The organism is Streptosporangium sp. G12 (assembly GCF_052983175.1).
In genome coordinates this window covers 52,511-66,774 of the sequence record NZ_JBRIQO010000020.1, presented here as the reverse complement: position 1 = coordinate 66,774, position 14,264 = coordinate 52,511, and the positions used below count along the sequence as shown (strand labels likewise).

The window sequence follows — 14,264 nt, the reverse complement described above, 5'->3', positions numbered from 1 at the left end:
TGCTGCGCCGGCGGTCGCCGGATCTGGGTGACCGTCACTTGGAACCCCCGATACGGCGGGTGAAGGAGTAGTTGATGAGTGTCCCGATCAGGATCAACGCGAACAGCAGCCATGAGGCGGCCGCGGCGTAGCCGAAGTCGAAGTCGCGGAACGCCTCCTTGACGATGAACATCGCCACGGTCTGGTACTGGCCGGTGGCGCCGCCGCTCATCGTCGGGTTGCCGTCGAACATGACCGGCTCGGTGAACAGCGTCAGGCCGCCGATGGTGGAGATGAACACGACGAAGACGATCGTCGGGCGCAGCATCGGGATGGTGATCTGCCAGAACTGCCGCCTGGGCGTGGCGCCGTCGATGGCGGCGGCCTCGTAGAGGTCCTTGGGGATGGTCTGCATGGCGGCCAGCAGGATGATCGCGTTGTAGCCGGTCCAGCGCCAGTCGATCATGGTTGAGATCGCGATCCAGGAGGACCACTTCTCGTTCTGCCAGTTGATCGCGTCGACCCCGAAGAAGCTCAGGAACCAGTTGATCATGCCGTAGTCGCGCCCGTACAGCTGGGTGAAGACCACCGCGACGGCGACGACGGAGGTGATCAGCGGCAGGAGCACGCCGAGGCGGAAGAAGAGCCGTCCCCGGATGCGCTTGTTGAGCGCGTTGGCCAGCAGGAGGGCCAGCACGAGCTGCGGGATCGTCGACATGACGAACATGCCGAGGGTGTTGAAGACCGCGTTCCAGAAGGCCTCGTCAGTGATCAGCTCGATGTAGTTCTCGAGGCCGACGAGGGTCTTGTCCCCGGCGAGCTCCCACTCGTGCAGGGAGACCCAGAGGGTGTAGCCGAGCGGGAAGATGCCGAAGATGGCGAAAAGCAGAAAATAAGGGGATACGAGGAAGTAGGGGGTCGCCCGGAGGTCGAACCGGGCCCACCCATTGCCCCGACTCGGTCCGCGGGGCCCGGCCGGGGAGCCGACGTGCAGTGTCATCGATCAGAGCCTTTCAGCGGGGGCAGGCGACCGGCCCGGCTGCGGGATCGCCGCAGCCGGGCCGATGCGGGTCGGTACGGGGATCAGCCCGCTGCCTTGACGCCGGCCTCGAGGAACTTGGTCCAGGCCTGGTCGTACTTGACCGAGCCCTGGTCCATGCCCTCGAGCACCTTCTCCACCGAGGTCTTGACCTGGGCGTGCTTCTCACCGAGGAAGACGGGCAGGAGGTCCTTGACCGAGTCGCCGAAGATCTTGCCGGTCGGCGCGTCGTTGAAGAACGGGTTCTTCAGGTCGGCGACCGCCGGGTCCTGCTGCGCGGGGAGGGAGCTCGGGAAGGCCGCGGCCTCCTGGAAGGCCATGACGTGGCCCTCCTTGCCGGTGAGGTAGTTCAGGACCTCGGCGGCCTCCTTGGGGTGCTTGCTCTGCTTGGGGATCGCCAGGTAGGAGCCGCCCCAGTTGCCCGCGCCGCCGGGCACGGCCGCGACGTCCCACTTGCCCTTGTTGCTGTCACCGGCCGCGCCGGAGACCACGCCGAGCATCCAGGCCGGGCAGCCCATGGTCGCGAAGGCGCCCTTCTTGATCGCGGCGTTCCACGGCGGGGTGAACGAGGCGAGCTTGGCGGTCAGGCCCGCCTCGCTGAAGCTCTTCACCGTGTCGAAGGAGGTCTTGATGGCCGGGTTGGTCTCGATGATGAGCTGGTTGTTCTTGTCGAAGTAGGCGACGTTGCCGTTCTTCGGCGCCTCCTGCGACAGGATCACGTTGTAGAGCGTGTTGGGGCCGTCGAGGAACTTGGGGTCGGTCTTGCCGGGGTTGGCGGCCTTGAACTTCTCGCCGATCGCCTTGAAGGCGTTCCAGTCCGGCCAGAGCTTGCCGACCTCCTCGCGGTCGGTGGGCAGGCCCGCCTTCTCGAACAGGTCCTTGCGGTAGCACATGGTCATGCCGCCGATGTCCGTGCCCAGGGCGAAGAGCTTGTTGTCGGCGTTGATGCCGTTGTCCCACTTCGCTGCGGGGAAGTCGGCCTTGCGGCTGTCCAGCCCGTACTCGGCCAGGTCGGTGAAGAACTGCGGGCGGGCCTTCATGAGACCCATCGCGCCCTCGTCCAGGGCGATGATGTCGGCGGCGCCGCTGCCCGCCTGCAGGCGCTGGAGCAGCTGCGGGAGGTAGACGTCCTCGAACCGGTCGGTCAGGTTCTGGTACTTGACCTGGATGTTCGGGTGCGCCGCGTTCCACGTCTCCACGGCCTTGTCGTAGCCGAAGTTCTCGCCGCCGCCGAAGGTGTGCACGGTGATGGTCACCGGCTCGGCCGGAGCGGCGGCGGAACCGGTGCCCGCGGCGGGCGCGGACGGCTCGCTGGAACTGCACGAAGTGATGGCCAGGGCGGTGGCCGCCATGACCGCGACGGCGGCCAGCTTGCCGTGCCGCTTGTTGTTCAACATTACGGACCCCTCTCAGGTGGTCGCCCGAATCATTGGGAGGCGACATCGCGGGCCGGTCCCCGACAAACGCGGTCCTCGCGACGAGGTCGTTCCTCAATGTGCTTTGGGAGCGCTCCCACGAAGAGTGGACGATAGGCAACCGAGACGTCAATATGCCGAAACTCAACCGTTACATCCGGTCGTTTTAGGCAGGACTATCGGCATCGAATATGCACAAACACCTCATCAGGGTGATTGGGAGCGCTCCCATCTCACGGGCATACAGTCGGGGCATTTCGTGTCCGTGCGGGGTGGGGGACGCGTAACGCTCCCGGGGGCGGCGCTCGAACGAGCGCCGCCCCCGGGAGCGGGTGGACCGGGCGGCCGTTCACCGGCGGGGGGCCGGGACGCCCGCGCCGCCGGGGGAGGCGGGCGCGGGCGGCGGGCGCGGGGTCAGTCGGAGTAGACGGGGTATCCGTAGCCGACGATCTGGGAGACGGGCCGGACGCGCTGTTCGACGTCGCCGTTGCCGGTGTTGCCCTCGATCGTGGTGATCGTGCCGTCCCCGTTGTCCTTCTTCACGAAGCCGACGTGGTCGATGCCGTCGATGCTCTTGCCGCCGGCCCAGTCGAAGTAGACGACGGCGCCGGGGGTGGGGATGGTGCCCCAGTGCCCGTTGTCCTTGAACCACTTGGCGTGGGCTACGGTGTAGGCGTCCCAGCCCATCGTGGGGCGGATGCCGGCCATCTCGCCGACCCAGGAGACGAACATCGCGCACCAGGGGGCGTTGGCGTAGTCGTACACGGTGTTGCCGCCGTCGCGGGCGAGGGTCTCCTTGGCGCGAGGGCTCGACATGTACCAGGAGTGGAACTTGGTCCCGCCGCCCTCGGCGTTCTCGCGGATGCCGATCTGCTTGGAGGCGATGTCCAGGACCTTCGCCGCGGAGACCTTGGGAAGCCTCTCGGCCACGGTCTGGAGCGGGGTTTTGGCGGCCTTGGACGTCTGCGCCTTGGTGTCGACGGGCGGAGCGTTCACGACGCCGTGGCCGTCGGCCAGGGCGACGCCGGTGGTGCCGGTCGTCAGGGCGATACAGGCGCCCAGGACGGCGCATGCCGCGCGGGGGGTGGAGATGAGGCGATGCTTAGCCATACGGGGGTTCGACTCCTTGCTTCGCTTCCATTCCGCCTACCGGGTTAGCTGACGGGTTCGGGCTGGGAAGTGCCCTACGGCGCACAGGTGCGCTGATTCACCCCAGGAACGTGGTTCCCCGGTTCCGCAGACCTCGCGGATTCGGCGGCCGTGCTCACCGGCGGAAGGTCTCCGTCAGGTGGGACACGGTCGGGCAATGTGACGGCAATGCATAGACCTGGATAGATCTAGGCAATCGCCATGAATAGGACGAAGGTACGCCAGACGGACAGACGATTACAAGTAGGACATATTGCCCTGACTTGGGAATACGTCCGAATCGGATCGGTGTTGCGGGGTGCCGCCCGGCCCGGGAGCGGGGTGAGGCCGCGCCGGCCGCGTCTCCTTCCGGCGGCCGGGGGAACGCCCCGCCGAGGCCGGGATCCCCTGCCCCCACGGCGATCCCGGTTTTCCGGACCCGCCTGCGAGCCGTCGGCCGGGGGGTGCTATGACGTGCGGGCGAACCCCCTGGTCCAAGGTGGCGTGTCCTTATGTTTCCGAACAGGCATTCGATAGTAAAAAGTATTCGGATGGTAGGGGTTCTCCCATGGAAGGTCAGGAGAGGGCGCGCGGGAGCCGGAGGTCCGCGACCCGCGCCTGACGAGGTTTCCGCAGCTCAGAGCGATGGGGCATGGGTGCGATCCGGCCGTCGGCGGGCCTGGCCGCCCGAAGGGTAAAGAAACGTGCGCTCGGAGGGGCCCGACGCCCGCGAAGGTAAAGATAAGAGGTAAAGGAACACGCTTTCCAGGAGGCCTCGCCGTCCGCGGAGGTAAAGGCGTGCGGGACGGGGGAGCGCGTTCCCGGGAGGTGCGGGCCGCCCGCCGGGGTCAGGTCGCCGAGCCGGACCACGCGCGAAACAGCGGAAGCAGGAAGCGGTCGACCGTCTCCTCGACGAACTCCCGGTCCAGCGGCTTTCCGGTGAAGAACAGCCGGTACCACACCAGCGCCTCGGTGACCTTCCTGAGCTCGACCGCGTCCACCGGCCCCGGGAGCTCGCCGCGCTCCCTGGCGCGGTCGAGCAGCGGGGTGGTGCCCGTGATGTCGGCACGGGGCACGTTGTCGCGCAGGGCGGCGGCCAGGTCGGGGGAGGTGAGGAGCGCGGGGAACAAGCCGAAGATCATCGCGTGCTTCCGCTCCAGGATCCGGCAGAACCCGTCCACGACCTCGATCAGATCCCCGCGCATCGTCCCGGTGTCGGGCGGCGGCGCGACCTCGATCTCAAGGTGGTTGCAGATCAGGTCCACGACCAGCGCCTCCTTGTCCTGCCAGCGACGGTAGATCGTGGCCTTGCTGGCGCTGGCCCGCCTGGCGATCTGGTCGACGGACATCCGGTCGTATCCGACCTCGGACAGCAGGTCCAGAGTCGCGTCGAGGATCGCCCGTTCCCGCGCGGGATCGAGACGCAAGGTGCCTCCGATGGTTCACGAGTGCTGCCTGATCTCCCAGAAGCGTACGCCGGTCAGCTCCTCCGACCTCTCCCAGAGCCTGGCCGCCACCACCGCGTCCAGCGCCTTCGGCGAGGGGCGCAGCACCTTCGGCCCCGGCCCGACGTACTGCCCGCCCCTCGCCTCGGGAGAGGTCGCCGCGTACAGGGACGGCAGGGCGCCCCTGGCGGGCGGCTGCAGCGCCAGGCGCATCAGGGCGCTGAGGGGGCGGGTGAGGGCACCCAGCTTCATGATGCCGGTGGCCGTCATGCCCGGGTGGGTCGCCAGGCTCAGCAGGGCGGCCCCCGAGGCGTCGGCGCGGCGCTGCAGCTCCAGGGCGAACAGCAGGTTGGCCAGCTTGGAACGGCCGTAGGCGGAGAACCTGCCGTACCGGCGCTCGAGAGCCAGGTCGTCGAAGTCGATCGCGCCGACGGAGTGGGCGTCGCTGGAGACCGTGACCACCCGGGCGGCGGGGGCGGCCAGCAGGCGTGGCATGAGCAGCCCGGTCAGCGCGAAGTGCCCCAGGTGGTTGACGCCGAACTGGGTCTCGAAACCGTCGGCGGTGGTCCGCCGGGGCATCGGACCCACCCCGGCGTTGTTGACCAGCAGGTCGAGCGGCCCGTCGACCGTCTCGGCGAACGCGCGCACCGAGCCGAGGTCGGCCAGGTCGAGTGTCCTCACCTCGGCCGCCGCCCCCGGCACCGCCGCCCTGACCGCGTCGAGCGCGGCCCGGCCCCTGTCCGCGTCGCGCGCGGTCAGGACGACCCGGGCGCCGTGCCTGGCCAGTTCGAGCGCCGTCGGCACGCCGATGCCGCCGCTCGCACCGGTGACCACCGCGACGGAGCCGGTCAGGTCGGGGATCTCGTCAGCTGTCCACATCGCTCGCTCCTCTTACGGATCGACGGATCTGTGCTGGATCACGAAGTGTACGAAACCGTTCCGTACACCACGGTAAAGGCCGGAAAGATCACACACAAGCGCGCGTGGTCGGCTGTTCACCCGCAGTTCCCGGGCGCTTAAGGCCGCCGGGTTAGGTTGTGGCAGTCGTGAACGGGTCATCGCCCGGCGTGGAGGACGGCCGAGACCACGCGCGGGAACAGGGTTCGGCCGTTGCCTGGGTGGAGTCCCCGCTGCAGATGCTCTGCGCGGTGGAGGCCCACCATGCCGGGCTGCTCGGTGCCCGCAGCCATCTCGTGCCCAGGGCGAAACTCCGCCCGCTGGCCGTGACGGGTCGCGAGCTGGGCCGTCTCGCCCTGCCCAGAGGGCTGGAGCTCACCGCGGCCAGGCCGGACATGCCCCGGCCGCGCCGGGGCGAGACCTGGGTGGTGGGCGACGCCTTCTCCGGCAAGGTCCAGTTCCGCTGGCTCACCGCCCTCCCGGGCCGGATCGTGATCGTCGACGACGGGCTCGCCACCATCCGGCTCCTGGAACTGCTCACCGGCAGGATGGGAACGCCCCTGCTGAGGGCCAGGGGGAAGGCCGGAAGGCTCAGGACCGTCCTCGGCGCGGCGGCCGGGCTCAGGCTGCGCGCCGCCGCCCGCTCGGGGCGGCTGTCGATCTTCACCGCGCTGCCCGTGCCCCCCGACCTGGCGAAGGCCGTACGCGCGGGGGGAGCCGAGCTGGTCACCCACGACTTCGCCTGGCTGCGCTCCCAGCCGCTGCGCGGGCCCCGTCCCGAGGAGCGCACCGTCGTCCTCGGTACCTCCCTGGTCCGCAACGGCCTGATCCACCGCGACCGCTACTTCAGCTGGCTGGCCGGGCTCGGCTCGGCCGGTCCGGTCGCCTACTTCCCGCACCGCCGCGAGGATCCCGACGACCTCGCCCGGGTCGGGGAACAGCCGGGGATCACCGTCTACGACGGCGGGACCCCCGCCGAGATGACCCTGCGCGGGCTCGCCGCCGAGCAGCGGGTGCTGAGCCTGCCGTCCACCGCGGTCACCTCCCTGCGGGTGCTGCTCTCGGCCCGGGGCGTCGCCGTGGAGACGGTGGACGTCCCCGACGAGTGGTGGACGGCCGAGGCGGTTCCCTCGCTCCGCTCCCACCTGTCGAGGTTCGCCCATCACGACTCGGGAGTCACCGGGCCATGACCCCGCGGCCGGCGCACGGCGGGCCCGCCGCTCGCGGGACGCGCGCCGTGCCGCCTCTCCACGAACGAATCCTCTTCACCCACGAAATCGCGCGAAACCGGGGATTCCCCGTCGGAGGTTCTCTTTGAAGGTCCTGGCCGTGGCCGACTCTGACTCCTACCTGAAGTGGGCGGCCTGCCTGCTGAGGGACCTGCCCTCGGGCTGCGAGACGGAGCTTGCGGTCATCCGCACCCCCATCACCCCGTCGCCGGCGCAGATCCACGCCGCCGTCACCGGCTCGGCGGCCGACCCGCCCGTGCTGTCGGCCCGCGCGCTGCGCCGGACCGCGGAGCGTTTCAGGCCCGACGTGGTGCTCGTCGCCTGTACGGGACCCGTGGTGGACGTGCTGGTCGGCGAGGTGCTGGCCGGGCTGCGGCCCCGGCCGGTGTTCGTCTCGGGGCTGCCGGGCATCTCCGTCCCGGCCACCGAGAAGGCGTGGCTGTTCCGCAGCGGGTGCGACCTGTTCGTGCTGCACAGCGGCCGGGAGGTCGAGGAGTTCTCCGAGATCGGCCGCAGGCTGGGCGGAGGCGGCCAGGTCGGGCTGGCCCGGCTGCCGTTCCTGCGCGACGGCGTGGAGACCCCCGTCACCGGGCCGCGCGACCGGGTGGTGTTCGCCACCCAGGCCAAGGTGCCCAGGCGCAGGGAGGAGCGGGAGCGCATCCTGCTCGCCCTGGCCGAGCTGGCCGGGAGGCGGCCGGACCTTGACGTCGTCGTCAAGCTCCGCGCCCTGGACACCGAGCGCCAGACCCACAACGAGCGCCACCACTACCAGCGCCTGTGGCAGTCGCTCGCCGCGGAGGGCCGGGTGCGCGCCGAGGCCGTGCGCTTCGCGGTGGGGCCCATGCACGAGCACCTGACCCACGCGGCGGGGTTCGTCACCGTCAGCTCCACCGCCGCGCTGGAGGCGATCGCCCAGAAGGTGCCGCTCCTGGTGCTGTCGGACTTCGGGGTGAGCGCCGAGATGATCAACCTGGTCTTCGAGGACAGCGGCCTGCTCGGCACCCTCGACGACCTCTCCGCCGGGCGCTTCCTGGACCCGGACGACGCCTGGTGCAAGGTCAACTACTTCCACCCCGGTGGTGAGAGCGACTGGGTGTCGCGGATGGTCTCCCTGGTCGGGCAGGCCCGCTCAGGGCGCCTGGTCCCGGCGAGCTCCCTGCTCGAAGGCCCCGAGTTCGCCGCGGCCCGCCGCCGCGCCCGCATGCGCGTGGAGGTCCCGCCGAACGTGCTGCGCGTCGGTTACCGCGCCAAGCGCCGGATGCGCCGCTACCTCAAGGCGCTCGGCTAGCCACGGACCGGGATCGTCCTCGAAACCGGTCAGCGGTGCAGGGTGAGCCGGAAGGCGCAGCCGTCACCGTCGGGCAGGGAAGGGTCCAGCGTGAGGTCGCCGCCGTGGGCCAGCGCGATCTGCCTGGCGATCGGCAGGCCGAGCCCGGTGCCGGGGACGTCACGCCGGCCGCGCCAGAAGCGCTGGAAGACGTGCTCGCTTTCGCCGGCGGGGATGCCGGGGCCGTGGTCGGTCACGGTCACCGCGGCCTCGGCGCCGGTGACCTCGACGTCGATCTCCACCCCCGATCCGGCCGGGGCGTACCTGATCGCGTTGTCGACGAGGTTGGAGATCGCGCGGCTCATGGTGGGCTCGTCGACGGAGCATACGGCGGTGGGCGGGCCGGTGACCGACAGGGCGATCTCCTTCCCGGCCGCCAGCACTCCGGCGTGCTCGACGACGCCGCGTACCAGGGCCATCAGGTCGGCCGGCCGCCGGTCGACGGCGCGGGCCCGCGCGCGGGCGTCGACCAGCAGGTGGTCGATCGTCGTCTGGAGCCGTTCCGACGCCTCCCGCGAGCGTTGCAGCCCTCGCCGGTAGATCTCGACGGTGGGCGCGGGGTGGTCGAGGAGCACCTCGGCGTTGGTCATCAGGACCGACAGCGGCACGCGCAGCTCGTGGCTGGTCTCGTCGATCAGCCGCCACTGCGTCGCGGCGGCCTGTTCCAGCCGGTCGAGCATGGCGTCGAAGGCGGCGGCCAGTGCCACTATCTCGGCCGGCCCGCGGTCCAGGGCGATGCGCCGGCTCAGGTCCGTTCCGCCGATGTCGTCGGCCGCCGCGCGGACCCGCTCGATCGGGGCCGTCGCCCGGCCCGCCCACCACCAGGCGAGCGCGGCGGCGGCCGGAGCGAGCGCGAGGACGGTCCAGCTGACCCACGCCGACCTGTGCGTGGAGGTGCTCCGGACGCTCTGCGTGCCGTCGAGCGTCTGCAGGGTCGTCTCGGTGTCGGTCACCAGGATCACGCCGAACAGCAGGAGCGCAGGGAGGTAGCTCGCGAGGAATCCGAGCACGGCCAGGCGCGCGCGCAGCGACCGCCAGGGACGGGTCATGACGAAGGCCCCTTCAGCCGGTAGCCGACATTGGTGATCGTGAGGATCAGGGGAGGATCGCCGAGCTTCCTGCGCAACCGGCTGAGGATGACCCGTACCGAGGCGGTGAAGGGGTTGGCGTGCGCGTCCCACACGTGCTCCAGCAGGTCCTCGGCCGAGAGTGTCGCACCGGGGTGGTGCATGAAGTAGCGCAGCAGCGCGTACTCGCGCGAGGTGAGAGCGAGCTCGACGCCGGATCGCCACACCCGGTGGGCGGCCAGGTCGAGCGTCAGCTCGCCCACCCGCAGGACCGATCCGTGGTCGTCGCCGCGACGGCCCAGCGCCCGCAGCCGGGCGACGAGCTCGGCGAAGTGGAACGGCTTGACGAGGTAGTCGTCGGCACCGGCGTCCAGCCCGGCCACCCGGTCGGCGACGGCGTCGCGGGCGGTCAGCACGAGCGTGCGCCGGGGCCGGTGCAGGTCGGGATCACGGGCGAGCCGGTGCACGAGGTCGAGCCCGTCACCGTCGGGCAGGGACAGGTCGAAGCAGGCCACGTCGTAGGCCGTGGTCCGCAGCGCCTCCTCCGCCTCGCGGTAGGTCGCCGCCAGGTCGACCGCGTACGACTCGTTGCGCAGGCCGAGGGCGACCAGCTCGGCCAGATCGGGGTCGTCCTCGACGATCAGGATGCGCACGGCGGGTCAGCCGGTTCGCCGGGCGGTCGAGGTCCCGTCCGCTCCGGAGACGACCAGGTCCCGGTCCCGGAGGGAGAGGCTCACCTGCGGCCCGGTGCCGGTCGGGTCGTCGGGGACATAGCGGCCGTCCCCGGAGGCGACGAAGGTCAGCCTCGGGGGTTTGGTGGGAACCTCCGCCGCCTGGACGCCCCCCTGCTCGTTCACGGCGTACCAGCCGAGGACCGGCCTGGCTCCCGCGGTGATGGTGACGTAGGTGCGCACCTCGCCGCCGCCGGTCACGGTGCCGGCCAGGGTGACGCCGTTCACGGGCCCGAAGGCGGCGGTCAGGGACGCCCGCTCCTTGCGGCCCTCCTGTGTCCGACCGGCCAGCAGCGCCAGGACGCGCTCGTCGTGCCCGCGCGTGTCGCCGGCGCCGGGCCCGCGCGGCGGGAACAGCGCCGTGACGGCGTCGGGACCGGTGGCGGAGACCGTCACCTTGCCCGCGGCGGCGCTCACGTCGAGGGAACCTCCCGTCTCCAGCTCGTACGATCCGACGATAGCGGCGAGGTCGGCGCCGTCGCGGGGCGCGGTGGTGGGGGTGGGCAGCGGGCCGCCGGTGAGCAGCGCCGGGCCCACCGCCCGCAGCAGGTCCTCGGCGCTCACCTCCGGCCTGTTGGCCGATATCGCGACCACCCGATCCTGCCCGGGGATCCACGCGACGGTGGTGTTGTGGCCGACCTCGCCGCCGCCCCCCGCCGCGGTCAGGAACGGTTCGCCGAACACCGACTTCTCGAACGCCACCCATCCCGGGGTCTCGGCCCTGCCGCCGCCCAGGTCGTGTCCGGGCCTGCCGACGGCCTCGGCCGACTCGCGGGAGAGCAGCCGCCCGGTGAACAGCGCGTGCGTCCAGGCCGCCAGATCCCGCATGGTCATGGCGAGGCCCCCGTTGCCCTCCACGGCCCAGTACGGCCCGCCGAAACCACCCGGGTGGCCGGTCGTGTCGTTGTCGAGGCGGCCGACGGCCCGGGGGCCGGTCACGGCCGGCTCACCGTCCCAGAATCCCCCCGCGACCCGTCCGCCGGGCAGCCGCAGGATCCTCGATGCCAGGTAGGAGCGGAAACTCCGGCCGGACGCCTTCTCGACGACGAGCGCCAGCAACGTGTAGCCGGCGTTGGAGTACAGGTAGCCGCGGCCGGGCTTGAAGGCCGGCTCCAGCGCGCCGATCGCCGCCACCGCGGCGTCCCGGTCGAGCGGCTCGTAGTCGTCGTCGGCGTGCGAGCCGTTGAGCCCGCCGGTGTGCAGCAGCAGCTGCCTGACCGTCGCCTTGGCCGCGGCGCCGCCCAGCTCGGGCAGGATCCGTCCCGCCCGGTCGTCGAGCGACAGCTTCCCCTCCTCCACCAGGGCGAACACGGCCGCCGCGGTGAAGGCCTTGGTGACCGATCCGATGCTGAACACCGTCTCCGGCGTGTTCGGCCTTCCGGTGGCGGCGTCGGCCGTGCCGTAGGCGGCGAGACACTCGACCTCGCCGCCCTTCATGATCGCGATCGATCCGCTGAACCCGGCCCTCGCCCACGCGCCGAAGGCCGTGTCCAGCCGCTGGTCGCACCGCGGCGCGCCGGTGTCCGCGGCCCGTCGCGGCTGCGGGCCCGCCGACCCGGCAGGGCCGGCCGGATCGGCGCTGCACGCCGCCAGGGCCGCCGTCAGCGCGAGGGCCGCGATGGCTGGAAGAGATTTTCGCATGAGGCGAAGCTAGGACCCCGCCCGCAAACCTGATGTGAACGGCTCCGCGCCGGGCCGGGGTCCCGCCCGGCCCGGAGCCGTTCACCGGCCGCCGCCGTGGCAGGGCCGTGGCGGGGCCGGGTCCGCGGGTCTAGGGGAACGCCTTCGACAGGCGGTCGCGGAGCCTGCCCAGGGGACTCCGCTCCCGGGAGGCGGCGGTGGCCCGCGGGGCGATCAGGTCCAGGGCGCCGAGGCGCTGGCGCTTGAAGTAGCGGGCGGGGCCGTGCGCCTCCAGGTAGGCGGCGGCGTTCTCGCGCAGCCCCGGATACACCTCGGCCTGCATGCAGTAGCCGACCGCGCCCACCAGGGCGGGAAGATCCACCGGCGGCGGTTCCTCCAGCGAGCCGTCCGCCGACAGCCGCGGCAGCAGGGCGTCGGTGACGGTGGCCGGGATCCGGTTGCTGTTCTCGTACGGGGTGAGCCGCTCCAGGACCAGCTCACCGCCCACCGTCGCCACCGGGAGCCCGAAGTACCGGCTCGCGGTGATCAGGGCGGTGGAGAAGCAGCCGACCACGAGCTCGGGCCTCAGCGCGGCGAAGCACGATTCGGCGGGTACGGTCTCCGCCACCACGTCGAGCTCGACGCCCAGCTCGGCGGCCGTCTCGCGCAGCCGCCTGGCGTGCTCGCGCCCGGCGGCCGGGTGGGGCTTGAACAGCACGCCGCGAAATCCCCGGGCGGCGAGGCCGCGCAGCATGTCGGCGTGCAGCCGCGCCTCCTCCTCGGGGGTGACGAGGTCGAGGGCGGACAGGTACTGCCCGAGGATCATCGCCCGGCCCGAGGGCGCGTCGCCGGCCTCTCCGCCGACCTTCCCGATCACGTCGAGGAAGGCCCGGCCGGGGATGATCTCGGCGGGGACCCCGTACTCCGACAGCAGCAGCGGCGTCAGGCCGGGGACCAGGTCGAGGTGGAGCAGGCGGGTGATCCGGCCGGAGATCTCCAGCGGCAGCGGGTCGCGGGTCGGGCCGTAGCTCATCAGGCCGTCGGAGTAGACCGAGATCGGGCAGTCCTTGACCAGCCCTCCCAGGGTCCTGGCCGGGGGGACCGCGATGGACTCCAGGACCAGCTCGGCGGGCCCGTCGCCCAGGGACAGGTGCGAGCCGACCAGGCGGCTCAGCATCGGCACCTCGATGACGCGGGCCTTCCAGTCCGAGGGGTGCAGCGGGGCCACGATCTCGTTCCACGAGTGGACCTCGTCGAAGCGCGGGCGCAGCGCGGCGAAACCGGGGGTCTCGTCCAGGGACGGGGTGATCTCCGGGATGGCCGCGTTGTTGGACACCAGCAGGATCCGGCGCCCCTCGCGGGGACCGAAGCGGCCGTCGTCGATCGCCGCCGCCAGCGTCATCGCGCCGAACAGGGTCGAGGCGTAGAACAGCTGCGTCAACAGCCCTCCAGGAGTCTCTGCAGGATCTGGTCACGTTCCGGGTCCAGGCGGGTCTCGGCGAGCAGGTCCGCGGGGAACCGTCTCAGGGTGGCGGCGCCGCGCTCCTCGAAGCGGGCGCGCAGCTCGGGGGAGAACCGCTCGCCCATCTCCAGGTGGTGGGCCAGGAGCGCGCGGAACATGCGCACCGCCTTGGGCGCGAACTCCTCCTCCAGGCCGTCGAAGACCATGTCGAAGGCGTCGAAGAAGTGCAGCTGCCTGGCGTCGCCGATCTGCGTCAGCGAGCCCGCCACCATCCGCCGGTAGAACAGCCCGGCCAGCGACACCACCGCGAACGAGCTCGCGGCGCGGTGCAGCCGCCAGATCCACGGCCTGTCCTCGGCGGTGTGCAGGTGCCCGGGAAAGGTCAGCAGCTCGCCGAGGTCGCGGCGGTAGATCCCCGCCCACGCGTACGGGTAGTCGACCATGGTCTTCGACCGGGCGGGCAGGATGTGGTCGCGCGGCTTCAGCACCACCTCCCGGGTGGCGAGCGGCGCCCGGTGGATCACCCGCTTCCTGCCCTCCACCTGGACGTGGTCGACCCGGACGAAGTCGCAGCCGAGCCGCTCGATCGCCCCGACCAGGTCCTCCAGGTAGCCGGGCGCGAGCCAGTCGTCGCCGTCCATGAACGTCAGGTAGCGGCCGGAGGCCAGGGCGACCCCGAGGTTGCGCGCGTCGGCCAGCCCGACCGGCGCGTCGTTGTGCAGCACGACCAGACCGGGCAGGTCGTCGCGGAAGTCCTCGACGATCTGCCCGGTCGCGTCCGCGGATCCGTCGTCCACCACGATGAACTCGAAGTCCCGGCGCGCGTTCCTGACCAGCGAGGTCAGCGCGTCACCGATGTATGCCTCCGCGTCCCGCACCGGGACGACGACGGACAGCTTGATCAAGTTGTTCTTCCCGTTCCCGG

Annotated in this window: 12 protein-coding genes and 1 riboswitch; of the genes, 2 read left to right on the top strand and 10 right to left on the bottom strand. The window is 71.4% G+C overall.

Annotated features, from left to right (window positions below):
• Nucleotides 1-34: 34 nt before the first annotated feature.
• The 5 genes from ACVCAG_RS28490 to ACVCAG_RS28470 form a co-directional block, all read right to left on the bottom strand.
• Nucleotides 35-979: an ABC transporter permease subunit gene (locus ACVCAG_RS28490; protein WP_440086514.1), complete on the bottom strand. Its 945-nt coding sequence runs from the start codon at nucleotides 977-979 to the stop codon at nucleotides 35-37.
• A gap of 83 nt (nucleotides 980-1,062) precedes the next feature.
• Entirely contained in the window at nucleotides 1,063-2,415 is a 1,353-nt protein-coding gene (locus ACVCAG_RS28485; protein WP_440086513.1) for an extracellular solute-binding protein, read from the bottom strand.
• 432 nt (nucleotides 2,416-2,847) lie between these two features.
• Nucleotides 2,848-3,543, bottom strand: coding sequence for a CHAP domain-containing protein (locus ACVCAG_RS28480; RefSeq protein ID WP_440086512.1), 696 nt, complete (start codon nucleotides 3,541-3,543; stop codon nucleotides 2,848-2,850).
• 18 nt (nucleotides 3,544-3,561) lie between these two features.
• Nucleotides 3,562-3,700, bottom strand: a riboswitch (cyclic di-AMP (ydaO/yuaA leader).
• Nucleotides 3,701-4,409: 709 nt separating this feature from the next.
• Entirely contained in the window at nucleotides 4,410-4,988 is a 579-nt protein-coding gene (locus ACVCAG_RS28475) for a TetR/AcrR family transcriptional regulator C-terminal ligand-binding domain-containing protein (protein WP_440086511.1), read from the bottom strand.
• A 15-nt stretch (nucleotides 4,989-5,003) separates the two neighbouring features.
• On the bottom strand, nucleotides 5,004-5,885 hold the full coding sequence (locus tag ACVCAG_RS28470; protein ID WP_440086509.1) for an oxidoreductase: 882 nt from the start codon (nucleotides 5,883-5,885) through the stop codon (nucleotides 5,004-5,006).
• Nucleotides 5,886-6,052: 167 nt separating this feature from the next.
• On the opposite strand from ACVCAG_RS28470, the gene ACVCAG_RS28465 reads away from it, so the two are divergent.
• Together ACVCAG_RS28465 and ACVCAG_RS28460 are read left to right on the top strand one after the other, a co-directional pair.
• Nucleotides 6,053-7,093 carry a hypothetical protein gene (locus ACVCAG_RS28465; RefSeq protein WP_440086508.1) on the top strand — a complete coding sequence of 347 codons (1,041 nt, stop codon included), beginning with the start codon at nucleotides 6,053-6,055 and terminating at the stop codon, nucleotides 7,091-7,093.
• A 139-nt stretch (nucleotides 7,094-7,232) separates the two neighbouring features.
• Entirely contained in the window at nucleotides 7,233-8,420 is a 1,188-nt protein-coding gene (locus ACVCAG_RS28460) for a DUF6716 putative glycosyltransferase (protein WP_447190591.1), read from the top strand.
• A 29-nt stretch (nucleotides 8,421-8,449) separates the two neighbouring features.
• Here ACVCAG_RS28460 and ACVCAG_RS28455 read toward each other — a convergent pair whose 3' ends face one another.
• From ACVCAG_RS28455 to ACVCAG_RS28435, 5 genes are all read right to left on the bottom strand, one after another.
• The gene (locus ACVCAG_RS28455) at nucleotides 8,450-9,508 is read right to left on the bottom strand and encodes a HAMP domain-containing sensor histidine kinase (protein ID WP_447190590.1); all 1,059 of its coding nucleotides are present in this window, start codon (nucleotides 9,506-9,508) and stop codon (nucleotides 8,450-8,452) included.
• Nucleotides 9,505-10,179 (bottom strand): response regulator transcription factor, encoded by a 675-nt coding sequence (locus tag ACVCAG_RS28450; protein ID WP_447190589.1) that lies wholly within the window; start codon nucleotides 10,177-10,179, stop codon nucleotides 9,505-9,507. Before ACVCAG_RS28450 ends, ACVCAG_RS28455 begins: the two co-directional genes overlap by 4 nt.
• Before the next feature lie 6 nt (nucleotides 10,180-10,185).
• Complete coding sequence (locus ACVCAG_RS28445) at nucleotides 10,186-11,898, bottom strand: serine hydrolase domain-containing protein (RefSeq protein ID WP_447190588.1); 1,713 nt, start codon at nucleotides 11,896-11,898, stop codon at nucleotides 10,186-10,188.
• A 130-nt stretch (nucleotides 11,899-12,028) separates the two neighbouring features.
• Nucleotides 12,029-13,318, bottom strand: a complete 1,290-nt coding sequence (locus ACVCAG_RS28440; RefSeq protein WP_440086502.1) for a polysialyltransferase family glycosyltransferase — start codon at nucleotides 13,316-13,318, stop codon at nucleotides 12,029-12,031.
• Nucleotides 13,315-14,244: a glycosyltransferase gene (locus tag ACVCAG_RS28435; RefSeq protein ID WP_440086501.1), complete on the bottom strand. Its 930-nt coding sequence runs from the start codon at nucleotides 14,242-14,244 to the stop codon at nucleotides 13,315-13,317. Before ACVCAG_RS28435 ends, ACVCAG_RS28440 begins: the two co-directional genes overlap by 4 nt.
• Nucleotides 14,245-14,264 lie beyond the last annotated feature (20 nt).